At 53.2% G+C, this 23,876-nt stretch carries 22 protein-coding genes; 14 read left to right on the top strand and 8 right to left on the bottom strand.

The genetic code is table 11. The annotated features are described in order from the left end of the window. Window positions 1-34: 34 nt before the first annotated feature. On the bottom strand, window positions 35-898 hold the full coding sequence (locus tag FEK46_RS12350; protein ID WP_135560104.1) for a YjjW family glycine radical enzyme activase: 864 nt from the start codon (window positions 896-898) through the stop codon (window positions 35-37). Continuing rightward, window positions 870-2,420, bottom strand: a complete 1,551-nt coding sequence (locus FEK46_RS12345; protein WP_130204778.1) for a YjjI family glycine radical enzyme — start codon at window positions 2,418-2,420, stop codon at window positions 870-872. Before FEK46_RS12345 ends, FEK46_RS12350 begins: the two co-directional genes overlap by 29 nt. Before the next feature lie 257 nt (window positions 2,421-2,677). Here FEK46_RS12345 and deoC point away from each other — a divergent pair, with 257 nt between their 5' ends. From deoC to deoD, 4 genes are all read left to right on the top strand, one after another. Next, window positions 2,678-3,457 carry a deoxyribose-phosphate aldolase gene (deoC, locus tag FEK46_RS12340; RefSeq protein ID WP_001295412.1) on the top strand — a complete coding sequence of 260 codons (780 nt, stop codon included), beginning with the start codon at window positions 2,678-2,680 and terminating at the stop codon, window positions 3,455-3,457. A 125-nt stretch (window positions 3,458-3,582) separates the two neighbouring features. After that, the gene (gene deoA / locus FEK46_RS12335) at window positions 3,583-4,905 is read left to right on the top strand and encodes a thymidine phosphorylase (RefSeq protein WP_000477811.1); all 1,323 of its coding nucleotides are present in this window, start codon (window positions 3,583-3,585) and stop codon (window positions 4,903-4,905) included. Between the two features lie 51 nt (window positions 4,906-4,956). Then, the gene (gene deoB, locus FEK46_RS12330) at window positions 4,957-6,180 is read left to right on the top strand and encodes a phosphopentomutase (protein ID WP_000816471.1); all 1,224 of its coding nucleotides are present in this window, start codon (window positions 4,957-4,959) and stop codon (window positions 6,178-6,180) included. A gap of 56 nt (window positions 6,181-6,236) precedes the next feature. Next, window positions 6,237-6,956 (top strand): purine-nucleoside phosphorylase, encoded by a 720-nt coding sequence (gene deoD / locus FEK46_RS12325; RefSeq protein WP_000224878.1) that lies wholly within the window; start codon window positions 6,237-6,239, stop codon window positions 6,954-6,956. A 160-nt stretch (window positions 6,957-7,116) separates the two neighbouring features. Here the strand turns inward: deoD and FEK46_RS12320 are convergent, their stop codons facing one another. Genes FEK46_RS12320 through FEK46_RS12310 form a run of 3 tightly spaced genes read right to left on the bottom strand, consistent with a single transcriptional unit; the run spans window position 7,117 to window position 9,100 of the window. Further along, the gene (locus FEK46_RS12320) at window positions 7,117-7,380 is read right to left on the bottom strand and encodes a helix-turn-helix transcriptional regulator (RefSeq protein WP_130217528.1); all 264 of its coding nucleotides are present in this window, start codon (window positions 7,378-7,380) and stop codon (window positions 7,117-7,119) included. A 31-nt stretch (window positions 7,381-7,411) separates the two neighbouring features. Beyond that, window positions 7,412-8,428, bottom strand: coding sequence for a lipoate--protein ligase LplA (gene lplA, locus FEK46_RS12315; RefSeq protein WP_135560103.1), 1,017 nt, complete (start codon window positions 8,426-8,428; stop codon window positions 7,412-7,414). A gap of 27 nt (window positions 8,429-8,455) precedes the next feature. Continuing rightward, the gene (locus FEK46_RS12310) at window positions 8,456-9,100 is read right to left on the bottom strand and encodes a YtjB family periplasmic protein (RefSeq protein ID WP_130204786.1); all 645 of its coding nucleotides are present in this window, start codon (window positions 9,098-9,100) and stop codon (window positions 8,456-8,458) included. Window positions 9,101-9,205: 105 nt separating this feature from the next. Between FEK46_RS12310 and serB the strand changes: the two genes are divergently transcribed. The 3 genes from serB to nadR are packed head-to-tail and all read left to right on the top strand — an operon-like array spanning window position 9,206 to window position 12,858. Then, window positions 9,206-10,174, top strand: a complete 969-nt coding sequence (serB, locus tag FEK46_RS12305) for a phosphoserine phosphatase (RefSeq protein ID WP_130204788.1) — start codon at window positions 9,206-9,208, stop codon at window positions 10,172-10,174. Between the two features lie 48 nt (window positions 10,175-10,222). Next, the gene (radA, locus tag FEK46_RS12300; RefSeq protein WP_001029698.1) at window positions 10,223-11,605 is read left to right on the top strand and encodes a DNA repair protein RadA; all 1,383 of its coding nucleotides are present in this window, start codon (window positions 10,223-10,225) and stop codon (window positions 11,603-11,605) included. Between the two features lie 20 nt (window positions 11,606-11,625). Beyond that, window positions 11,626-12,858 carry a multifunctional transcriptional regulator/nicotinamide-nucleotide adenylyltransferase/ribosylnicotinamide kinase NadR gene (nadR, locus tag FEK46_RS12295; RefSeq protein ID WP_130204790.1) on the top strand — a complete coding sequence of 411 codons (1,233 nt, stop codon included), beginning with the start codon at window positions 11,626-11,628 and terminating at the stop codon, window positions 12,856-12,858. Window positions 12,859-13,093: 235 nt separating this feature from the next. Here nadR and ettA read toward each other — a convergent pair whose 3' ends face one another. Beyond that, a complete protein-coding gene (ettA, locus tag FEK46_RS12290) occupies window positions 13,094-14,761 on the bottom strand; it encodes an energy-dependent translational throttle protein EttA (protein WP_135560102.1) in 1,668 nt (555 codons plus the stop codon). A gap of 335 nt (window positions 14,762-15,096) precedes the next feature. Here ettA and sltY point away from each other — a divergent pair, with 335 nt between their 5' ends. Both sltY and trpR read left to right on the top strand, forming a co-directional pair. Then, window positions 15,097-17,034, top strand: a complete 1,938-nt coding sequence (sltY, locus tag FEK46_RS12285) for a murein transglycosylase (protein ID WP_135560101.1) — start codon at window positions 15,097-15,099, stop codon at window positions 17,032-17,034. Between the two features lie 89 nt (window positions 17,035-17,123). Continuing rightward, window positions 17,124-17,450 (top strand): trp operon repressor, encoded by a 327-nt coding sequence (trpR, locus tag FEK46_RS12280; RefSeq protein ID WP_064530383.1) that lies wholly within the window; start codon window positions 17,124-17,126, stop codon window positions 17,448-17,450. Between the two features lie 84 nt (window positions 17,451-17,534). Here the strand turns inward: trpR and yjjX are convergent, their stop codons facing one another. Next, window positions 17,535-18,056 carry an inosine/xanthosine triphosphatase gene (gene yjjX / locus FEK46_RS12275; RefSeq protein ID WP_135408859.1) on the bottom strand — a complete coding sequence of 174 codons (522 nt, stop codon included), beginning with the start codon at window positions 18,054-18,056 and terminating at the stop codon, window positions 17,535-17,537. A gap of 50 nt (window positions 18,057-18,106) precedes the next feature. Between yjjX and gpmB the strand changes: the two genes are divergently transcribed. Then, the gene (gene gpmB / locus FEK46_RS12270) at window positions 18,107-18,754 is read left to right on the top strand and encodes a 2,3-diphosphoglycerate-dependent phosphoglycerate mutase GpmB (RefSeq protein ID WP_059216559.1); all 648 of its coding nucleotides are present in this window, start codon (window positions 18,107-18,109) and stop codon (window positions 18,752-18,754) included. Here gpmB and robA read toward each other — a convergent pair. Beyond that, window positions 18,751-19,620 (bottom strand): MDR efflux pump AcrAB transcriptional activator RobA, encoded by an 870-nt coding sequence (gene robA, locus FEK46_RS12265; RefSeq protein WP_130204798.1) that lies wholly within the window; start codon window positions 19,618-19,620, stop codon window positions 18,751-18,753. The two genes, gpmB and robA, sit on opposite strands and share 4 nt — an antisense overlap. 210 nt (window positions 19,621-19,830) lie before the next feature. On the opposite strand from robA, the gene creA reads away from it, so the two are divergent. The 4 genes from creA to creD are packed head-to-tail and all read left to right on the top strand — an operon-like array spanning window position 19,831 to window position 23,840. Then, the gene (gene creA, locus FEK46_RS12260) at window positions 19,831-20,304 is read left to right on the top strand and encodes a protein CreA (protein ID WP_000875488.1); all 474 of its coding nucleotides are present in this window, start codon (window positions 19,831-19,833) and stop codon (window positions 20,302-20,304) included. Between the two features lie 12 nt (window positions 20,305-20,316). Next, window positions 20,317-21,006, top strand: a complete 690-nt coding sequence (gene creB / locus FEK46_RS12255; RefSeq protein ID WP_130204800.1) for a two-component system response regulator CreB — start codon at window positions 20,317-20,319, stop codon at window positions 21,004-21,006. Next, window positions 21,006-22,430 carry a two-component system sensor histidine kinase CreC gene (gene creC / locus FEK46_RS12250; RefSeq protein WP_130204802.1) on the top strand — a complete coding sequence of 475 codons (1,425 nt, stop codon included), beginning with the start codon at window positions 21,006-21,008 and terminating at the stop codon, window positions 22,428-22,430. Before creB ends, creC begins: the two co-directional genes overlap by 1 nt. A 57-nt stretch (window positions 22,431-22,487) precedes the next feature. After that, the gene (gene creD, locus FEK46_RS12245) at window positions 22,488-23,840 is read left to right on the top strand and encodes a cell envelope integrity protein CreD (protein WP_135560100.1); all 1,353 of its coding nucleotides are present in this window, start codon (window positions 22,488-22,490) and stop codon (window positions 23,838-23,840) included. Window positions 23,841-23,876: the final 36 nt, after the last annotated feature.

Raw genomic sequence — 23,876 nt, 5'->3', positions numbered from 1 at the left:
TGTCGGATAAGGCGTTCACGCCGCATCCGGCATGTCACAAATACAGCGCCGGAAATATCAACCGGCTCACCCCGCGCTCCCGTAACGCATCAGCCAACGGCTCAACATCTTCCGGTGTGGCGCTCGCCCAGCTTTGCGCCTCGCCATACACGCCGTGGGCATGAAACGCGTTCAGGCGAACCGGAACATTGCCAAGTCCCTTGATAAACGCCGCCAGTTCATCGATGTGTTGCAAATAATCCACCTGGCCAGGGATTACCAGCAAACGCAGTTCCGCCAGCTTGCCGCGCTCTGCCAGCAAACAGATGCTGCGCTTAATCTGCTGATTATCGCGTCCGGTTAGCTGTTGATGGCACGCGCTCCCCCACGCTTTGAGATCGATCATCGCGCCGTCGCACACCGGGAGCAATTTTTCCCAGCCGGTTTCGCTCAACATACCGTTACTGTCCACCAGACAGGTGAGGTGGCGCAGTTGCGGATCATTTTTGATAGCAGTAAACAGCGCCACTACAAACGGCAGCTGGGTCGTGGCTTCGCCGCCGCTCACCGTTATCCCTTCAATAAACAGTACCGCTTTGCGGACATGGCTAAGCACCTCATCCACGCTCATGGATTGCGCCATTGGCGTGGCATGTTGCGGACACATCTTCAGGCAGGTATCACATTGCTCGCAGACCATAGCGTTCCACAGCACTTTGCCGTCAACAATCTGCAACGCCTGATGCGGACACTGTGGCACGCACTCTCCGCAATCATTACAGCGCCCCATCGTCCACGGATTGTGACAATTTTTGCAGCGCAGATTGCAGCCTTGCAAAAACAGAGCCAGACGACTGCCTGGCCCGTCAACGCAGGAGAAGGGGATAATCTTACTGACTAAAGCGCATCTGCTGTTCATGGCTTATCACGCGCGGCTGGCGTTCCAGAATACGAGTGTTACGTGCGGCCTCTTCGCCCAGCCAGGTGGTGTTGGTGCGTGAACCTTCGGCGCGATATTTTTCTAAATCCGACAAACGCACCATATAACCGGTAACGCGAACCAGATCGTTACCGCTGATATTGGCGGTAAACTCACGCATTCCGGCTTTAAAGGCACCGAGGCAAAGCTGTACCAGCGCCTGCGGATTACGTTTGATGGTTTCATCGAGCGTCAGAATGTCGCTGATGCCGGAATAATAATAAGCATGATGCGGGGCGACGGTTTGCAGATGGGTGATTGGATCTGGCTCATCGCCATACGGCAAGCGTGCGCCCGGCGTGGTGCCGATATCAGAACTGATCCCTGACTGTGCGTGCAACATGGCGCGTTTTTGCCAGCCATATTTCACGGGGGTATTGGCGACAAACTCCGCCAGTTGCGCGCTGATGCGATAACCCACTTCATTTGCAGCGGCTTCTTTACCGTAGCGCGCGGCAATCCCTTCTTTCTCGCACAGCAAGTTAACCGCTTCTGCCAGCCCATACATGCCAAACATTGGCACAAAACGTTCAGGGTTAATCAGCCCTTCTTTCACCAGGAAGCTATTCTCAAAGAAGTGTGATTGTTGATAGAGGAATTCACACCGCGCATCGATGATGGCGATCTGCTGTTGGCAGTAGTGCGGTAGAGTGCGCGTAAAGAAGTCTTCCAGCGATTCACTGCGCTCGGCAATGGCTTTCAGGTTAAGGCGCACCAGCGTGCTGCCACCCCCCGCCAGCGGCAGTGAGTTGTAACAGCTCACAATCCCGTAGCCCCCTTTTGTGAAAATTTTATCATGCACCGGGCCGTTGGCGATGTGCGGTTTGCTACATTCACAGATGTTTTTCGCCACTTCCAGCAGCAGGTCATCAGGGGTAATTTCAGGATCGTAGATAAAGGTCAGGTTCGGTGAAACCTGCTTCAACTCTGCATCTGCGCGTAAAATTGCTCGGGTAATGGGCGAATCAGACGGGCCGATATTGGCGTGCATAAAGGCATCTGGCAGGGTTCTGTCGAGGTAACGCCAGAAACGTTTTATTCGAATGTCGATCTCGTCTTGTGTTAGAATTCTAACATACGGTTGCAACAACGCATCCAGCTGCCCCAGGTAGACCGGCATCGATGTGACCGAAGGGACATGATGATAAAGAATGGTCAACAGAGAGAGCGCGTCATCAAGATCTTTCGCGCCTTCCAGCTCCAGCCATTCGGAACCGTTCGCCAGAAAACGGGCGTAATCGGGTAAGACATAGCGCGGTTTGTACGGCGCATGACCTTCAAACATATCGCAGATTACGCCTTCATCCAGCGCGCGGCGGGCTTCGGCAGGCAGCTGCGGATAAGGCAGATTGTTTTCTGCTTCCAGCGCCAGAAAATGGCGTTTCTGCTCCGGACTAAGCACCGGGCTTGTGACAATTTGCTGGCAACGTTGTTGCAGTGCAATCTCGTGAGAAGTGGGCATCTTCTTTTCCTTTTATGCCAAAGGTGATGCGCCATTGTAAGAAGTTTCGTGATGTTCACTTTGATCCTGATGCGTTTGTCACCACCGGTGCATTCATTTGAAAGTGAATTATTTGAACCAGATCGCATTACCGTAATGCAAATTTGTAAGTAGATTTTCTTAATTGTGATGTATATCGAAGTGTGTTGCGGAGTCGATGTTAGAATACTAACAAACTCGCAAGGTGAATTTTATTGGCGACAAGCCAGGAGAATGAAATGACTGATCTGAAAGCAAGCAGCCTGCGTGCACTGAAATTGATGGACCTGACCACCCTGAATGACGACGACACCGACGAGAAAGTGATCGCCCTGTGTCATCAGGCCAAAACTCCGGTCGGCAATACCGCTGCTATCTGTATCTATCCTCGCTTTATCCCGATTGCTCGCAAAACGCTGAAAGAGCAGGGCACCCCGGAAATCCGTATTGCTACGGTAACCAACTTCCCACACGGTAATGATGACATTGAAATTGCGCTGGCAGAAACCCGTGCGGCAATCGCCTACGGTGCTGATGAAGTTGACGTGGTGTTCCCGTACCGTGCGCTGATGGCGGGCAACGAGCAAGTTGGTTTTGATCTGGTGAAAGCCTGTAAAGAGGCTTGCGCGGCAGCGAATGTACTGCTGAAAGTGATCATCGAAACCGGCGAACTGAAAGACGAAGCGCTGATCCGCAAAGCGTCGGAAATCTCCATCAAAGCGGGTGCCGACTTCATCAAAACCTCTACCGGTAAAGTGGCAGTGAATGCGACGCCGGAAAGCGCGCGCATCATGATGGAAGTGATCCGTGATATGGGCGTAGAGAAAACCGTTGGTTTCAAACCGGCGGGTGGCGTGCGTACTGCGGAAGATGCGCAGAAATATCTCGCCATCGCAGATGAACTGTTCGGTGCTGACTGGGCAGATGCGCGTCACTACCGCTTTGGCGCTTCCAGCCTGCTGGCAAGCCTGCTGAAAGCGCTGGGCCACGGCGACGGTAAGAGCGCCAGCAGCTACTAAGTAAGATGCTTTGCGCCTGATGCGCTGCGCTTATCCGGCCTACGAGACGTATCACCCGTAGGCCGGATAAGGCGTAGACGCATCCGGCAAAATCCGCCTCATACTCTTTTCCACGGGAGGTTACCTTGTTTCTCGCACAAGAAATTATTCGTAAAAAACGTGATGGTCATGCGCTGAGCGATGAAGAAATTCGTTTCTTTATCAACGGCATTCGCGACAACACTATCTCCGAAGGGCAGATTGCCGCCCTCGCGATGACCATTTTCTTCCACGATATGACGATGCCGGAGCGTGTCTCGCTGACCATGGCGATGCGAGATTCAGGAACCGTTCTCGACTGGAAAAGCCTGCATCTGAATGGCCCGATTGTTGATAAACATTCCACCGGTGGCGTCGGCGATGTCACTTCGTTGATGTTAGGGCCAATGGTCGCAGCCTGCGGCGGTTACATTCCGATGATCTCCGGTCGCGGCCTCGGTCATACTGGCGGCACGCTCGACAAACTGGAATCCATCCCTGGCTTCGACATCTTCCCGGATGACAACCGTTTCCGCGAAATCATTAAAGACGTCGGTGTGGCGATTATCGGCCAGACCAGCTCACTGGCTCCGGCGGATAAACGTTTCTACGCGACCCGCGATATTACCGCAACCGTGGACTCCATCCCGCTGATCACCGCCTCGATCCTGGCGAAGAAACTGGCGGAAGGTCTGGACGCGCTGGTGATGGACGTGAAAGTGGGTAGCGGCGCGTTTATGCCGACCTACGAACTCTCTGAAGCCCTTGCCGAAGCGATTGTTGGCGTGGCTAACGGCGCTGGCGTGCGCACCACCGCGCTGCTCACCGACATGAATCAGGTATTGGCCTCCAGTGCAGGTAACGCGGTTGAAGTACGTGAAGCGGTGCAGTTCCTGACGGGTGAGTATCGTAACCCGCGTCTGTTTGATGTCACGATGGCGCTGTGCGTGGAGATGCTTATCTCCGGTAAACTGGCGAAAGATGACGCCGAAGCGCGCGCAAAATTGCAGGCGGTGCTGGACAACGGTAAAGCGGCAGAAGTCTTTGGTCGTATGGTGGCAGCACAAAAAGGCCCGACCGACTTCGTTGAGAACTACGCGAAGTATCTGCCGACAGCGATGCTGACGAAAGCAGTCTATGCTGATACCGAAGGTTTTGTCAGTGAAATGGATACCCGTGCGCTGGGAATGGCAGTGGTTGCGATGGGCGGCGGTCGCCGTCAGGCATCTGACACCATCGATTACAGCGTCGGCTTTACTGATATGGCGCGTCTGGGCGACCAGGTAGACGGTCAGCGTCCGCTGGCGGTTATCCACGCGAAAGACGAAAACAGCTGGCAGGAAGCGGCGAAAGCGGTGAAAGCGGCAATTAAACTTGCCGATAAAGCACCGGAAAGCACACCAACTGTCTATCGTCGTATCAGCGAATAACGGTATACTTATCTGATCATTTAAATTTGAAGCACTGAGTACGGAGAACATATGAAACGTGCATTTATTATGGTGCTGGACTCATTCGGCATCGGCGCTACAGAAGATGCAGAACGCTTTGGTGACGTCGGGGCTGACACCCTGGGTCATATCGCAGAAGCCTGTGCCAAAGGCGAAGCTGATAACGGTCGTAAAGGCCCGTTGAATCTGCCAAATCTGACCCGTCTGGGGCTGGCGAAAGCACATGAAGGTTCTACCGGTTTCATTCCGGCAGGAATGGACGGCAACGCTGAAGTTATCGGCGCGTACGCATGGGCGCACGAAATGTCATCCGGTAAAGATACCCCGTCCGGTCACTGGGAAATCGCCGGTGTCCCGGTTCTGTTTGAGTGGGGATACTTCTCCGATCACGAAAACAGCTTCCCGCAAGAGCTGCTGGATAAACTGGTTGAACGCGCTAACCTGCCAGGTTACCTCGGTAACTGCCACTCTTCCGGTACGGTCATCCTGGATCAACTGGGCGAAGAGCACATGAAAACCGGCAAGCCGATTTTCTATACCTCCGCTGACTCCGTGTTCCAGATTGCCTGCCATGAAGAAACTTTCGGTCTGGATAAACTCTACGAACTGTGTGAAATCGCCCGTGAAGAGCTGACCAACGGCGGCTACAACATCGGTCGTGTTATCGCTCGTCCGTTTATCGGCGACAAAGCCGGTAACTTCCAGCGTACCGGTAACCGTCACGACCTGGCCGTTGAACCGCCAGCACCGACCGTATTGCAAAAACTGGTTGATGAAAAACACGGCCAGGTGGTTTCTGTCGGTAAAATTGCAGACATCTACGCCAACTGCGGTATCACCAAAAAAGTGAAAGCGACCGGCCTGGACGCGCTGTTTGACGCCACTATCAAAGAGATGAAGGAAGCGGGTGATAACACCATTGTCTTCACTAACTTTGTTGACTTCGACTCTTCCTGGGGCCACCGTCGCGATGTCGCAGGCTATGCTGCGGGTCTGGAACTGTTCGACCGCCGTCTGCCGGAACTGATGTCTCTGCTGCGCGATGACGACATCCTGATCCTCACCGCTGATCACGGTTGTGATCCGACCTGGACCGGTACTGACCATACCCGTGAACACATTCCGGTACTGGTTTACGGCCCGAAAGTAAAACCGGGTTCGCTGGGTCACCGCGAAACCTTCGCGGATATCGGCCAGACTCTGGCAAAATATTTTGGTACTTCTGATATGGAATATGGCAAAGCCATGTTCTGATGGATTTGGGCGGAGCGTTGACTCCGCCTTTGTTATGTCACAAAAAGGATAAAACGATGGCTACCCCACACATTAATGCAGAAATGGGCGATTTCGCTGACGTAGTTTTGATGCCAGGCGACCCGCTGCGTGCGAAGTATATTGCTGAAACTTTCCTTGAAGATGCTCGTGAAGTGAACAACGTTCGCGGTATGCTGGGCTTCACTGGCACCTACAAAGGTCGCAAAATTTCCGTAATGGGTCACGGTATGGGTATCCCGTCCTGCTCCATCTACACCAAAGAACTGATCACCGATTTCGGCGTGAAGAAAATTATCCGCGTAGGTTCCTGTGGCGCTGTTCTGCCGCACGTAAAACTGCGTGACGTCGTTATCGGTATGGGTGCCTGCACCGATTCCAAAGTTAACCGCATCCGTTTTAAAGATCATGACTTCGCGGCTATCGCTGACTTCGACATGGTGCGTAACGCAGTAGATGCAGCTAAAGCCCTGGGCGTTGATGCTCGCGTTGGTAACCTGTTCTCCGCTGACCTGTTCTACTCTCCGGACGGCGAAATGTTCGACGTGATGGAAAAATACGGCATCCTCGGCGTGGAAATGGAAGCGGCTGGTATCTACGGCGTGGCTGCAGAGTTTGGTGCCAAAGCACTGGCTATCTGCACCGTGTCTGACCACATCCGTACTCACGAGCAGACCACTGCTGAAGAGCGTCAGACCACCTTCAACGACATGATCAAAATCGCACTGGAATCCGTTCTGCTGGGCGATAAAGAGTAATTGTGTTTCGCTGAAAGGCGATTGTCGTGTTAAGCCGGAGCGGGAGACTGCTCCGGCTTTTTAGTATCTATTCATCAATAGCAACTGATTAATAGATTTACTATTATTTTTCATATGGATAGGAAATAAAATCCATTCAAGTATCTATTCACGAATCTATTCATTTATGTTCAACCGTCATCCAGTAAGGGCATATCAGCAACTCTGGCGGACAACCATAAATTCCTGCCATTTTGCTTTTGATATTTGAGCTAAGCCGTTCCGTCTTTTCGATCCGTTTTAGAGAATTAATCGAGATACCTAACATTTTACTTACTTCAGCAAGCGATAATTTATGCCTGATACGCACGGCGGCTAGCCAGGATATACCCTGGCTGAACATTAAATTGATAATCTCCCGTTCCTGGTTCTCCAGATCGATCATATTTCCTTCCCTGGATATTTTAATGAGCGAGTTACCGTACCGCCCCCGCTATCCACGCCGACAACTCCCGTAGCTCTTTTTCCTGTTCAGGGAAGTCGACCAGCAGCGCTTCGCACTCCTGTTGCAGCATATCCGCGCGGTAAAGACAGCCTTGCAGCCGTCCGGCGAGAGCTTCCAGCGGCGCGGGGTTAAGGCTGTCGGTAAACACCAGGGCGCGGGTGATATGGCCTTTTTCAACGTCGAAATGCAGTTCTACGCCGCCCCAGGTAAAGCGTTCGTCCAGCAGATGCGAGAACGCCGGAGCCTGACCGAAGTTCCATTCCCAGCTACTCTGGCGGGCAAAGGTTTCGGCGAAGTTCGGCAAGTCTGGCGTTTTGTCCGGGGAGATGATTTCCGCTTCTGTGCGCTCGCCATAATGGGCGAAAAAGGCCTCGGTTATGGCCTCGCAAACCTGCTCATGGGTAATTCCCGGTAGCAGCTCGGTCAGATTGGTCACGCGGGAACGTACTGAAGTAATGCCTTTCGCCGCCAGTTTCTTTTTATCCGGATTGAGATAGTTTGCCAGGCGGCTGAGGTCGGCATTGAGCAGCAAGGTGCCGTGGTGGAAACCGCGATCCTTGGTTTCGCGATAGGCCGAGCCAGAGACTTTGCGGTCGCCTTCGGCGGTTTTGACCACCAGATCGTTGCGCCCAGAAGCTTCTGCGGTGACGCCGAGCGCGTTCAGCGCATTAAGCACAATCTCCGTGGAGATGGTTTTATCGTACTCCGGTTTGCCAGCCATAAACGTAAAACAGGTATTGCCGAGATCGTGGAACACCGCGCCGCCACCGCTGCTGCGCCGTGCCAGGCGGACGTTATCTTCTTCCATCCGTCGGGTATTACACTCTTTCCACGGGTTTTGCGCACGACCAATCACTACCGTGTCGGCATTGCGCCAGAGAAACAGAACGCGCTGCGTGGCGGGCATCTGGCGAAAAATACACTCTTCCACCGCCAGGTTAAACCACGGATCGTAAGAGTCAGAGATGAGCAGGCGTAATGTGGACATAACGATTTCCTTTCTTGTAGTAATGGGTCACTCTTTTTTCTCGCTTTCTTCCTCTTCCGGTACCGGTTTGCTGGCGGTTAACAGGAAGGGCGATTGCTGCCAGCGGGTACGTTTACCCTGCAACAGTGTGCGAGTTAGCACCACACCGATTGCCAGCGAGAGCAGCAGCATCAGGCGTAGAATATTGGTGGTGTTATCCACCTGTTTGGCTTCGGTGGCGAGCGTATGGGTATCGAGCGTGAGGCGCAGATAGCCGAGCGGTCCATTTTTCCCCTTAATCGGTTCGACAATCTGCTGGTTAAAATAGCCACCTGCTTTTTTACCGTCGAGCGCCAGTCGGTCGCGCACCTCGACGCTTTCGCCTGCGCGGGCGATAAGATCGCCTTGTTCGTCATACACACCCGCGTCGAGGATGCGACTTTCGTCCGTCAACTGATCGAGGATCGCCCGAATGCGTTTTTCATCAGGTGAGTTGGTACGCATCAGCGGCGCAACGTTCAGGGTTACCTGATGCGCCAGGGTACGGGCCAGTTCTTCCAGCTGTGGATTACGCTGTCGCTGGTGGTTTTGACTAAACCATGATGCTCCCTGCATTAGTGCGACTAACAACGCGAGACAGAACAGGACAATCACTGCCCGATGCAGCCGGAATTTTAGTTTTGTGCGAGCCATATTCCACCCGTTGAAAATTTGAGACTTAATGTTGCCAGAAGCAATGGATACAAGGTAGCCTCATGCGTTATTTTCCCTGCTTCGAACGATTTTACAGGAGCCTTAATGCCTAACATTACCTGGTGCGACCTGCCTGAAGATGTCTCTTTATGGCCGGGTCTGCCTCTTTCATTAAGTGGTGATGAAGTGATGCCACTGGATTACCACGCAGGTCGTAGCGGCTGGCTGCTGTATGGTCGTGGGCTGGATAAACAACGTCTGACCCAGTACCAAAGCAAACTGGGCGCGGCAATGGTGATTGTTGCCGCCTGGTGCGTGGAAGATTATCAGGTGATTCGTCTGGCAGGTTCACTCACCGCCCGGGCTACGCGCCTGGCCCACGAGGCGCAGCTGGATGTCGCGCCGCTGGGGAAAATCCCGCACCTGCGCACGCCGGGTTTGCTGGTGATGGACATGGACTCCACCGCCATCCAGATAGAATGTATTGATGAAATTGCCAAACTAGCCGGAACGGGCGAGATGGTGGCGGAAGTGACCGAACGGGCGATGCGAGGCGAACTCGATTTTACCGCTAGCCTGCGTAGCCGCGTGGCGACGCTGAAAGGCGCTGACGCCAATATTCTGCAACAGGTGCGTGAAAATCTGCCGCTGATGCCAGGCTTAACGCAACTGGTGCTGAAGCTAGAAACGCTGGGCTGGAAAGTGGCGATTGCCTCCGGCGGCTTTACTTTCTTTGCTGAATACCTGCGCGACAAGCTGCGATTAACCGCCGTGGTAGCCAATGAACTGGAGATCATGGACGGTAAATTTACCGGCAATGTGATCGGCGACATTGTGGACGCGCAGTACAAAGCGAAAACCCTGACCCGGCTGGCGCAGGAGTATGATATTCCGCTGGCGCAAACCGTGGCGATTGGCGATGGTGCCAACGACCTGCCGATGATCAAAGCGGCAGGGCTGGGGATTGCCTACCATGCCAAGCCAAAAGTGAATGAAAAGACGGAAGTCACCATCCGTCACGCTGACTTGATGGGGGTATTCTGCATCCTCTCTGGCAGCCTGAATCAGAAGTAATTGCCCGCCCGTCATCCTGCGGGCGGCACAGCATTAACGAGGTACACCGTGGCAAAAGCTCCAAAACGCGCCTTTGTTTGTAATGAATGCGGGGCCGATTATCCGCGCTGGCAGGGGCAGTGCAGCGCCTGTCATGCCTGGAACACCATCACCGAGGTGCGTCTTGCTGCGTCGCCAACGGTGGCGCGTAACGAGCGTCTGAGTGGCTATGCCGGTAGCGCCGGAGTGGCTAAAGTCCAGAAACTCTCCGATATCAGCCTTGAAGAGCTGCCGCGTTTTTCCACCGGATTTAAAGAGTTCGACCGCGTATTAGGCGGCGGCGTTGTGCCGGGAAGCGCCATTCTGATTGGCGGTAACCCAGGTGCCGGGAAATCCACGCTGCTACTGCAAACGCTGTGCAAACTGGCGCAGCAGATGAAAACGCTGTATGTCACTGGCGAAGAGTCGCTGCAACAGGTGGCAATGCGCGCTCATCGCCTTGGCCTGCCGACTGACAATCTCAATATGTTGTCGGAAACCAGCATCGAGCAGATCTGCCTGATTGCCGAAGAAGAGCAACCGAAGCTGATGGTAATTGACTCGATCCAGGTGATGCATATGGCGGATGTTCAGTCATCGCCAGGCAGCGTGGCGCAGGTGCGTGAAACAGCGGCTTATCTGACGCGCTTCGCCAAAACGCGCGGTGTGGCGATTGTCATGGTGGGGCACGTAACCAAAGATGGTTCGCTGGCTGGCCCTAAAGTGCTGGAACACTGTATCGACTGTTCGGTGCTTCTGGACGGCGATGCCGACTCCCGTTTTCGCACCTTGCGCAGCCATAAAAACCGCTTCGGCGCGGTGAATGAGCTGGGCGTATTTGCGATGACCGAACAGGGGCTGCGTGAAGTCAGCAACCCTTCAGCCATCTTTTTAAGCCGTGGCGATGAAGTGACCTCTGGTAGTTCAGTGATGGTGGTATGGGAAGGAACGCGTCCACTGCTGGTGGAGATTCAGGCGCTGGTCGATCACTCGATGATGGCGAATCCACGCCGCGTGGCGGTAGGGCTGGAACAAAACCGCCTGGCGATCCTGTTGGCGGTGCTGCACCGTCACGGCGGCCTGCAAATGGCCGATCAGGATGTATTTGTGAACGTGGTCGGCGGCGTGAAGGTAACAGAAACCAGCGCCGACTTAGCGTTACTGCTGGCGATGGTTTCCAGCCTGCGTGACAGACCGCTACCGCAGGATCTGGTGGTATTTGGTGAAGTCGGGCTGGCAGGGGAGATCCGCCCGGTGCCCAGCGGCCAGGAACGAATCTCGGAAGCGGCGAAACACGGTTTTCGGCGGGCGATTGTTCCGGCGGCTAACGTACCGAAAAAAGCGCCGGAAGGGATGCAGATTTTTGGCGTTAAAAAACTCTCCGACGCGCTTAGCGTGTTCGACGACTTATAATGAGAGATACGGAGGGAGATATGTCGTCATTTGATTACCTGAAAACTGCCATCAAGCAACAGGGCTGCACGCTACAGCAGGTAGCTGATGCCAGCGGTATGACCAAAGGGTATTTAAGCCAGTTACTGAATGCCAAAATCAAAAGCCCCAGCGCGCAAAAGCTGGAGGCGTTGCACCGTTTTTTGGGGCTTGAGTTTCCACGGCAGAAGAAAACGATCGGCGTTGTATTCGGTAAGTTCTACCCACTGCATACCGGACATATCTACCTTATCCAGCGCGCCTGTAGCCAGGTTGACGAGCTGCATATCATTATGGGCTTTGACGATACCCGTGACCGCGCGTTGTTCGAAGACAGTGCCATGTCGCAGCAGCCGACCGTGCCGGATCGTCTGCGCTGGTTATTGCAAACCTTTAAGTATCAAAAAAACATTCGTATTCATGCCTTTAACGAAGAGGGCATGGAGCCGTATCCGCACGGCTGGGATGTGTGGAGTAACGGCATCAAAAAGTTTATGGCTGAAAAGGGGATCCAGCCGGATCTGATCTACACCTCGGAAGAAGCCGACGCGCCGCAGTATATGGAACATCTGGGGATCGAAACAGTGCTGGTCGATCCGAAACGCACCTTTATGAGTATCAGCGGTGCGCAGATCCGCGAAAACCCGTTCCGCTACTGGGAATATATTCCTACCGAAGTGAAGCCGTTTTTTGTGCGCACCGTGGCGATCCTCGGTGGTGAATCGAGCGGTAAATCCACCCTGGTAAACAAACTCGCCAATATCTTCAACACCACCAGTGCGTGGGAGTTTGGTCGTGATTATGTCTTTTCGCATCTCGGCGGCGATGAGATCGCATTGCAGTATTCCGACTACGATAAAATCGCGCTGGGACACGCACAATATATTGATTTTGCAGTAAAATATGCCAATAAAGTGGCGTTTATCGACACTGATTTTGTGACTACTCAGGCGTTCTGCAAAAAGTACGAAGGACGCGAGCATCCGTTCGTGCAGGCGCTGATCGATGAATACCGTTTTGATCTGGTGATCCTGCTGGAGAACAACACTCCGTGGGTGGCGGATGGTTTACGCAGCCTCGGCAGTTCGGTGGATCGCAAAGAGTTCCAGAACTTGCTGGTGGAGATGCTGGAAGAGAACAATATCGAATTCGTGCGGGTTGAAGAGGACGATTACGACAGCCGTTTCCTGCGCTGCGTGGAGCTGGTGCGGGAGATGATGGGGGAGCAGGGATAAGACCCTATGCCTGATGCGACGCTTACCGCGTCTTATCAGGCCTACTGTTTCGCAACGTATTGAAATCGCTGAGTTTGTAGGCCGGAAAAGGCGTTTACATCGCATCCGGCATTCGGTGCTCAATGCCTGATGCGACGCTGGCGCGTCTTATCAGGCCTACTGTTTCGCAACGTATTGGAATCGCTGGTTTTGTAGGCCGGATAAGGCGTTTACGCCGCACCCGGCATTTTACGCATTACTTCGCAATACGCTTGTACTTGATACGCTTCGGCTCCAGCGCGTCTGCGCCCAGCGTGCGTTTTTTGTACTCTTCGTATTCGGTAAAGTTACCTTCGAAGAACTCAACTTTACCTTCATCCTGGTAGTCCAGGATGTGCGTGGCGATACGGTCGAGGAACCAACGGTCGTGCGAGATAACCATCGCGCAGCCCGGGAACTCCAGCAGGGCGTTTTCCAGCGCGCGCAGGGTTTCGATATCCAGGTCGTTGGTTGGTTCGTCGAGCAGCAGCATGTTGCCGCCAACCTGCAGCAGCTTCGCCAGATGCAGACGACCGCGCTCACCACCGGAAAGTTCACCAACGCGTTTACCCTGATCAACCCCTTTAAAGTTAAAGCGGCCAACGTAGGCGCGGCTTGGCATCTCGGTGTTACCGATCTTCATGATATCCAGCCCGCCGGAAACTTCTTCCCAAACGGTTTTGCTGTTATCCATTGAGTCACGGAACTGATCAACAGACGCCAGTTTCACCGTTTCACCTAAAGTGATGGTGCCGCTGTCCGGCTGTTCCTGACCGGAGAGCATACGGAACAGGGTCGATTTACCCGCGCCGTTCGGACCGATGATCCCGACGATTGCCCCTTTCGGGATCGAGAAGCTCAGGGAGTCAATCAGCAGGCGATCGCCATAGGATTTACGCAGGTTACTGACTTCCAGCACTTTATCGCCCAGACGCGGTCCAGGTGGAATAAACAGTTCGTTGGTTTCGTTACGTTTCTGATATTCGGTGCTGTTCAGCTCTTCAAAGCGTGCCAGACGTGCTTTACCTTTCGACTGACGGCCTTTAGTACCCTGACGTACCCACTCCAGCTCTTTCTCGATCGACTTACGACGCGCCGCTTCTTGAGAAGCTTCCTGCGCCAGACGCTGATCTTTTTGCTCCAGCCAGGAGGAGTAGTTGCCTTCCCACGGAATACCTTCACCGCGGTCCAGTTCGAGGATCCAGCCCGCAACGTTATCGAGGAAGTAACGGTCGTGGGTAATCGCCACAACGGTGCCTTCGAAGTCGTGCAGGAAGCGTTCCAGCCAGGCCACGGATTCGGCATCCAGGTGGTTGGTCGGTTCGTCGAGCAGCAGCATGTCTGGTTTTTCCAGCAGCAGACGGCACAACGCCACGCGACGACGCTCACCACCGGAGAGGTTAGCGATTTTCGCGTCCCAGTCCGGCAGACGCAGCGCATCCGCCGCACGCTCCAGCTGTACGTTCAGGTTATGACCGTCGTGAGCCTGAATGATCTCTTCCAGACGGCCCTGTTCAGCGGCCAGTTTGTCAAAATCGGCATCTGGATCGGCATACAGCGCGTACACTTCATCCAGACGTTTCAGGGCGTTAACCACTTCAGAAACGGCTTCTTCAATGGATTCACGCACGGTGTGTTCCGGGTTCAGCTGCGGCTCTTGCGGCAGGTAACCAATCTTGATGTCTGGCTGCGGACGCGCTTCACCTTCGATGTCTTTATCAATGCCCGCCATAATGCGCAGCAGGGTGGACTTACCGGCGCCGTTCAGGCCCAGGACACCAATTTTTGCCCCAGGGAAGAAACTCAGAGAGATGTTTTTCAAAATATGACGTTTCGGCGGAACAACTTTGCCGACACGATGCATGGTATAAACGAATTGAGCCACGTTGGACTTCGCCTCTATGTTTATCGTGATGATGAGTTTTCAAAGCCGAAGTGTAGCCTTTTTCCCCGCCTAATCCCAGTTGGTCGATCACCTTCGCAGTATACTCGTCATACTTCAAGTTGCATGTGCTGCGCTTACGCTCGCTCACCCCAGTCACTTACTTCTGTAAGCTCCTGGGGACTCACTCACTTATCGCCTTCCTGCAACTCGAATTATTTAGAGTATAAAAGTAAAAAAGTGTCCGTAACGTGGCGTAAACGGCAATGACTGGTTAGCATAAATCTATTACGCGGCATGATGCTGCATTGATGTATTTACACTTAGAGGGTGCGCTTGTGGAAAAAGCCAAACAAGTTACCTGGCGGCTGTTGGCTGCCGGTGTCTGTCTGCTGACGGTCAGCAGCGTGGCGCGAGCCGACTCACTGGATGAGCAGCGTAGCCGTTACGCGCAAATCAAGCAGGCCTGGGATAACCGACAAATGGATGTGGTCGAACAAATGATGCCATCCCTGAAGGATTACCCGTTATACCCCTACCTGGAATATCGCCAGATCACCGATGACCTGATGAATCAACCGGCGGTGACGGTCACTAACTTTGTTCGCGCTAACCCCACGCTTCCTCCCGCTCGCACGCTGCAATCTCGTTTCGTCAATGAACTGGCGCGGCGTGAAGACTGGCGTGGCTTGTTAGCCTTTAGCCCGGAAAAGCCAGGCACAACCGAAGCCCAGTGTAATTACTACTATGCAAAATGGAACACCGGGCAGAGTGAAGAAGCCTGGCAGGGGGCGAAAGAGCTGTGGCTAACCGGAAAGAGCCAGCCTAACGCTTGTGACAAGTTATTTAGCGTCTGGCGAGCGTCCGGCAAACAAGAATCCCTGGCTTATTTAGAGCGTATCCGCCTTGCGATGAAAGCAGGCAATACCGGGCTGGTGACGGTGCTGGCAGGGCAAATGCCTGCCGATTACCAGACTATTGCTTCGGCAATTATTTCGTTGGCGAATGATCCTAATACTGTGCTGACCTTCGCGCGTTCCACCGGCGCGACCGATTTTACCCGTCAGATGGCGGCGGTGGCATTTGCCAGCGTGGCGCGTCAGGATGCTGAAAACGCACGACTGATGATCCCTTTACTTGCCCAGGCACAGCAGCTTAATGAGGATCAGATTCAGGAGCTGCGTGATATCGTCGCCTGGCGTCTGATGGGCAACGATGTTACCGACGAACAGGCGAAATGGCGTGATGACGCGATTATGCGTTCGCAATCCACGTCGTTAATTGAACGCCGCGTGCGGATGGCGCTTGGCACTGGCGATCGCCGTGGTCTGAATACCTGGCTGGCGCGTCTGCCAATAGAGGCGAAAGATAAAGATGAATGGCGCTACTGGCAGGCGGATATACTGCTGGAACGCGGGCGTGAAGCTGAAGCAAAAGAGATTTTGCATCAACTCATGCAACAGCGTGGATTTTACCCGATGGTCGCTGCGCAACGTATTGGCGAAGAGTATCAACTAAAGATTGATAAAGCGCCGCAGAACGTTGACAGCGCCCTGATCCAGGGGCCGGAGATGGCGCGCGTGCGCGAGTTGATGTACTGGAATATGGATAACACCGCACGTAGCGAGTGGGCCAATCTGGTGAAGAGCAAGTCAAAAACAGAGCAGGCGCAATTGGCACGCTATGCCTTTAATAATCACTGGTGGGATCTCAGTGTTCAGGCGACGATCGCCGGGAAATTGTGGGATCATCTGGAAGAACGATTCCCCCTGGCCTACAACGATCTCTTCGAACGTTACACCAACGGCAAAGATATCCCACAAAGCTATGCAATGGCGATTGCCCGTCAGGAGAGCGCCTGGAATCCGAAAGTGAAATCACCGGTAGGAGCCAGCGGCCTGATGCAGATTATGCCCGGTACGGCGACTCAGACGGTGAAGATGTTCTCTATTCCTGGTTATAGCAGCCCTGGGCAATTGCTGGATCCGGAAACGAACATCAACATTGGCACCAGTTACCTGCAATATGTTTATCAGCAATTTGGCAATAACCGCATTTTCTCCTCGGCAGCTTATAACGCCGGTCCAGGGCGGGTGCGCACGTGGCTTGGTAACAGCGCCGGGCGTATCGACGCGGTGGCGTTTGTCGAGAGTATTCCGTTTTCCGAGACGCGCGGTTATGTGAAAAATGTGCTGGCTTATGACGCTTACTATCGCTATTTCATGGGCGATAAACCCACGCTTTTGAGCGCTACGGAATGGGGACGTCGTTACTGATTTGAACCTTTATGATATGCTATCGTACTCTTTAGCGAGTACAACCGGGGGAGGCATTTTGCTTCCCCCGCTAACAATGGCGACACACTATGGCCCAACAATCACCCTATTCAGCAGCGATGGCAGAACAGCGTCACCAGGAGTGGTTACGTTTTGTCGACCTGCTTAAGAATGCCTACGAAAACGATCTCCATTTACCGTTGTTAAATCTGATGCTGACGCCAGATGAGCGCGAAGCATTGGGGACTCGCGTGCGTATCGTCGAAGAGTTGCTGCGTGGTGAAATGAGCCAGCGCGAGTTAAAAAATGAACTCGGCGCGGGCATCGCGACCATTACGCGTGGATCTAACAGTCTGAAAGCCGCCCCCGTCGAGCTGCGCCAGTGGCTGGAAGACGTGTTGCTGAAAAGCGATTGATTTTGTAGGCCAGATAAGACGCGTCAGCGTCGCATCAGGCATTGTGCACCGAATGCCGGATGCGGCGTGAACGCCTTATCTGGTTTACAATGGCTGATACACGGCATTATGAAACGGACTTAGCGCCAGAATCACCGCCTGATGATAAACGCTGGCGCGAGTGAGTTTCCCGGCGGTAAACACGCCGATGGCTCCTTCCTTACGACCAATCTCATCAATACCGGTATAACGCGACATCACGGGGCCGAGCGCCTCGCCTTCACGCACTTTCTCCAGAATTACCGCAGGCAACGGCAAAGTAGCCGAACGCGCCTCGCCGCGCTGGCTGGCGTTTTCAATGACCACCCAACTGAAGGTGCTGTCACCATCAATGCCCGCTTCAATCGCCACCCAAAAATCGGCCTCTGGATGTAAACGGCGGGCATTTTCTACCCGATTTCGTGCGCCAGCGCGCGTTTCCTCACTGCCAAAGGGTTGTTCCGGTACGCCGCTCTCGACGGCAACGGACTCAATGTGGCAGGATCCTTCGCCGAAGATCTCGTGAAATGCCTGCAGAATGGCCTGAATTTTAGCGGGATTGGTGGTCGCACAGACAACATGGTGCATAATCAGGATTACTCAAAAATTAACGTTACAGCAGTATACGGAAAAAAAGCATGTTACAGGTATACCTAGTCCGCCACGGTGAAACGCAGTGGAACGCCGAGCGACGTATTCAGGGTCAGTCTGATAGCCCACTGACTGCCAAAGGTGAGCAACAAGCAATGCAGGTGGCGGCACGTGCCAAAGAGCTTGGAATCACACATATCATCAGTAGCGATTTAGGTCGCACCCGGCGCACGGCGGAAATCATCGCTCAGGCTTGCGGCTGTGACATAATCTTTGATTCCCGCCTGCGTGAATTAAATATGGGCGTGCTGGAAAAAAGACATATCGACTCTCTGACCGAAGAAGAAGAGAACTGGCGTCGCCAACTGGTAAATGGCACTGTTGACGGGCGTATTCCTGAAGGCGAGTCAATGCAGGAACTGAGTGAGCGCGTCAATGCTGCACTGGAATCTTGTCGGGATTTGCCGCAGGGAAGTCGACCGCTACTGGTGAGCCACGGTATCGCGCTGGGATGCCTGGTGAGTACTATTCTGGGCCTACCTGCATGGGCAGAACGCCGCTTACGTCTGCGTAACTGTTCTATTTCGCGCGTGGATTATCAGGAAAGCCTGTGGCTGGCGTCTGGTTGGGTCGTTGAAACCGCAGGGGATATCTCGCATCTGGACGCCCCTGCATTAGACGAGCTGCAGCGTTAACGACGTACTGGAATCAGCAGTTCGCAGCGCAGATTAATTGGGCGATCTCCCGCTTTGGCATCTTCTGCCGGATAGTATCGCTCAATATCCTGACCTTTACGGCGCGTCAGGTTCAGCATCGGCATACAGGTTCCGTACACCGTCAGGATAAATTCCTGTACGCCTGTCCCCAGCCCTTCATAGGTAAACATCACATATTCGCCGCCCTGCAACAGCACCGGATGCCCCGTCAGTACATAGCCGTCTGCTTGCTCCTGAGCCAACGCAGTCGTGTAGAACACCTCTTGCTCGTCGTCTTTATCCTGGCTTGGACGCGTTTCATTCAGGCCGTAAAGTACTGGCGGAATAGTCGGCGCATTACCGAGAAAATCGTGCCAGAACTGATAACGCATTTCATGGCGGAAATCAGAGATTTGCTCCAGTGAACAGGAGTAACTCTGAGTTACGCCAATCAGCGGCGTGTCTTCCAGCGTGACAAATTTGTGCTCTGGCATGGTGAATTCACCCAGACGCAGCGGTGGGCGAATACCAAAGGCGCTCCATTCAGGAGAACGGCGGTAAAGTGCGGGAGTCTGGGCAAACTGCTTCTTGAATGCACGAGTAAATGTCTGTTGAGAGTCGAAACGGTATTGCAGCGCAATATCCAGAATTGGGCGCGCGGTCAGGCGTAGTGCAACCGCCGATTTCGACAAACGACGAGCACGAATATACGCGCCAATAGCATGGCCAGTGACATCTTTAAACATTCTCTGTAAGTGCCACTTGGAATAACCTGCTTTCGCCGCTACATTGTCGAGCGACAGTGGCTGATCCAGATGACCTTCCAACCAGATTAAAAGGTCGCGAATAATGCCGGCCTGATCCATAAAATATCCTCATCCTTTCACAACGAGCACCTGACATCAGGTAATTGGATAATAGCATTTTTTGCTGTTTTAGCATTCAGTGTTTTTTTCTTAGTAGAGTATGTTTTAGGTCTTGACGGAAATAAAAGTGTTGAGATTTTGTTCTTAATCAATATGTTATTTACCGTGACGAACTAATTGCTCTGTGTAACTTATAAAAATGGTAACAATATGAAATACAAGCATTTGATCCTGTCTTTAAGCCTGATAATGCTGGGGCCATTGGCACATGCGGAAGAAATTGGTTCGGTCGATACCGTATTTAAAATGATCGGCCCGGATCACAAAATTGTCGTAGAAGCCTTTGACGATCCCGATGTGAAAAATGTCACCTGTTATGTGAGTCGGGCAAAAACCGGCGGTATTAAAGGGGGATTGGGCCTGGCGGAAGATACTTCCGATGCGGCTATTTCCTGCCAGCAAGTCGGGCCGATTGAACTGTCAGAGCGCATTAAAAACGGCAAAGCTCAGGGCGAAGTGGTATTCAAAAAACGTACGTCGCTGGTCTTTAAGTCGTTACAGGTCGTACGCTTCTATGACGCCAAACGCAACGCGCTCGCTTACCTGGCCTACTCCGACAAAGTTGTAGATGGGTCGCCGAAAAACGCGATTAGCGCGGTGCCTGTCATGCCTTGGCGGCAATAACAGAGGCGATATATGCAACGGGAAACGGTCTGGTTAGTGGAAGACGAGCAAGGGATAGCCGACACGCTGGTCTACATGTTGCAGCAGGAAGGTTTTGCCGTCGAGGTCTTTGAGCGAGGCTTGCCGGTGCTGGATAAAGCACGCCAGCAGGTTCCCGACGTCATTATTCTCGATGTAGGTCTGCCGGATATCAGCGGCTTTGAATTGTGCCGTCAGTTGCTGGTGATCCATCCGGCGCTACCTGTACTGTTCCTGACAGCCCGTAGTGAAGAGGTGGATCGCCTGCTTGGACTGGAAATTGGCGCTGACGACTACGTGGCTAAACCGTTTTCACCCCGCGAAGTGTGCGCCAGAGTGCGCACTTTACTGCGTCGGGTGAAGAAGTTCTCAACGCCGTCTCCCGTCATCCGTATTGGTCATTTTGAATTGAATGAACCCGCGGCGCAGATCAGCTGGTTTGACACGCCGTTAACGCTAACACGGTATGAGTTTTTGTTGCTGAAAACGTTACTCAAGTCGCCGGGCCGCGTCTGGTCCCGTCAGCAACTGATGGATAGCGTCTGGGAAGATGCGCAGGACACCTACGATCGCACTGTCGATACTCACATTAAAACGCTGCGTGCCAAACTGCGCGCTATTAATCCCGAGCTTTCGCCGATCAATACCCATCGCGGCATGGGATACAGCCTGAGGAGCCTGTAATGCGTATCGGCATGCGGCTGTTGCTGGGGTATTTTTTACTGGTGGCGGTAGCCGCCTGGTTCGTACTGGCTATTTTTGTCAAAGAAGTTAAACCGGGCGTGCGAAGGGCGACGGAAGGGACGTTGATCGATACGGCAACGTTGCTGGCGGAGCTGGCGCGTGCCGATTTGCTCTCTGGTGACCCAACGCATGGGCAGTTGGCGCAGGCATTTAACCAGCTACAAAATCGCCCGTTTCGCGCCAATATCAGCGGCATCAACAAAGTGCGCAATGAATATCATGTCTATATGACTGATGCGCAGGGCAAAGTATTGTTTGATTCGGCCAATAAAGCCGTCGGGCAGGATTATTCGCGCTGGAATGACGTATGGCTAACGTTGCGTGGTCAGTATGGTGCGCGCAGTACGTTGCAAAATCCTGCCGATCCCGAAAGTTCTGTGATGTATGTTGCCGCACCTATTATGGACGGCACGCGGCTGGTTGGCGTTTTGAGCGTAGGCAAACCGAACGCGGCGATGGCGCCGGTGATTAAACGCAGCGAGCGGCGAATTTTATGGGCGAGCGCCATTTTGCTGGGAATTGCGCTGGTAATCGGCGCAGGAATGGTTTGGTGGATCAACCACTCCATTGCCCGACTCACTCGTTATGCTGATTCCGTTACCGACAATAAGCCCGTTCCGCTTCCTGAACTCGGCAGTAGCGAGCTGCGTAAGTTAGCGCAGGCGCTGGAAAGTATGCGCGTGAAGCTGGAAGGGAAAAACTATATTGAGCAGTATGTCTACGCGTTAACTCATGAGTTGAAAAGTCCGCTGGCGGCAATTCGTGGCGCGGCGGAAATTTTACGCGAAGGTCCGCCACCGGAAGTGGTAGCCCGTTTTACCGACAATATTCTGACGCAAAATGCGCGAATGCAGGCGCTGGTGGAAACGCTATTACGCCAGGCAAGACTGGAGAATCGCCAGGAGGTCGTTCTTTCTGCGGTTGCTGTGGCGGCTTTATTTCGCCGCGTCAGCGAAGCGCGCACCGTGCAGTTGGCAGAAAAGAATATCACTCTTAATGTTATGCCCACCGAGGTTAACGTTGCTGCTGAACCTGCGTTGCTGGAACAGGCACTGGGGAATTTACTGGATAATGCTATCGATTTTACTCCCGAGAATGGCCGCATAACGCTTAGCGCTGGGGTGGAGCAGGAACACGTTACGCTTAATGTGCAGGATACCGGCAGCGGTATTCCTGACTACGCACTGTCACGTATTTTTGAGCGTTTCTACTCTTTGCCGCGTGCGAATGGGCAAAAAAGCAGTGGTCTGGGGCTGGCGTTTGTCAGTGAAGTTGCCCGTTTGCTTAATGGCGAAGTCACGTTGCGCAACGTGCCGGAAGGCGGCGTATTGGCCTCGCTTCGACTTCACCGTCACTTCACATAACTTCAAATTCTTCCCACATAGCCTTCATATCCTGTCGCCATTGCAAAGGAGAAGACTATGTTGAAATCCCCCCTGTTCTGGAAAATGACCACCCTGTTTGGTGCAGTATTGCTGTTGTTGATTCCGATAATGCTGATTCGGCAGGTGATTGTCGAACGTGCCGATTACCGTAGCGATGTGGAAGATGCGATTCGCCAAAGTACCAGCGGGCCGCAAAAACTCGTTGGGCCGCTCATCGCTATTCCTGTGACCGAGCTTTATACGGTGCAGGAAGAGGATAAAACCGTGGAGCGGAAACGAAGTTTTATCCATTTCTGGTTACCTGAGTCGTTGATGGTTGATGGTAATCAGAATGTGGAAGAACGCAAGATTGGTATTTATACCGGTCAGGTCTGGCACAGTGATTTAACGCTAAAAGCCGATTTCGATGTTTCGCGTCTTAACGAACTCGACGCACCAAATATCACCTTAGGCAAGCCATTTATTGTGATTAGCGTCGGGGATGCGCGTGGTATTGGCGTGGTGAAAGCGCCTGAAGTTAACGGAACAGCGCTGACCATTGAACCCGGTACCGGGTTGGAGCAAGGCGGGCAGGGCGTGCATATCCCTTTACCCGAAGGGGACTGGCGGAAGAAGAACCTGAAGCTGAATATGGCACTGAATTTAAGCGGTACCGGCGATCTTTCTGTGGTGCCTGCCGGGCGTAATAGCGAAATGACCTTAACCAGCAACTGGCCGCATCCCAGTTTTTTAGGTGATTTTTTGCCAGCGAAACGAGAAATAAGTGCATCCGGTTTTCAGGCGCAATGGCAAAGTAGCTGGTTTGCCAATAATCTCGGTGAGCGTTTTGCTTCAGGCAATGATACCGGCTGGGAAAACTTCCCGGCGTTTAGCGTCGCAGTCACTACGCCTGCCGATCAGTATCAATTAACGGACCGGGCGACTAAGTACGCTATTTTGCTGATTGCCCTGACTTTTATGGCCTTCTTTGTTTTTGAAACGCTCACCGCGCAACGTTTGCACCCGATGCAATATTTGCTGGTGGGGCTGTCATTGGTGATGTTTTATTTGCTCTTGCTGGCGCTTTCTGAACACACCGGTTTTACCGTGGCATGGGTAATTGCCAGCTTGATAGGGGCATTAATGAACGGTATTTACTTGCAGGCGGTATTAAAAGGTTGGCGCAATAGCATGTTGTTTACCCTCGCGCTGTTGTTGCTGGATGGTGTGATGTGGGGACTGCTCAACTCTGCCGATAGCGCACTGTTGTTGGGAACCAGTGTGCTGGTGGTGGCGCTGGCAGGCATGATGTTTGTGACGCGGAATATCGACTGGTATGCATTTTCACTGCCAAAAATGAAAACCAGTAAAGAAGTCACAACGGACGATGAGTTACGTATCTGGAAATAAAAAAACGGCGCTAAAAAGCGCCGTTTTTTTTGACGG

This window comes from Escherichia sp. E4736 (assembly GCF_005781225.1).
Classification (GTDB): Bacteria; Pseudomonadota; Gammaproteobacteria; order Enterobacterales; family Enterobacteriaceae; genus Escherichia.
The sequence above is the reverse complement of the archived record's forward strand: the minus strand, read 5'-3'. Positions and strand labels throughout refer to the sequence as shown.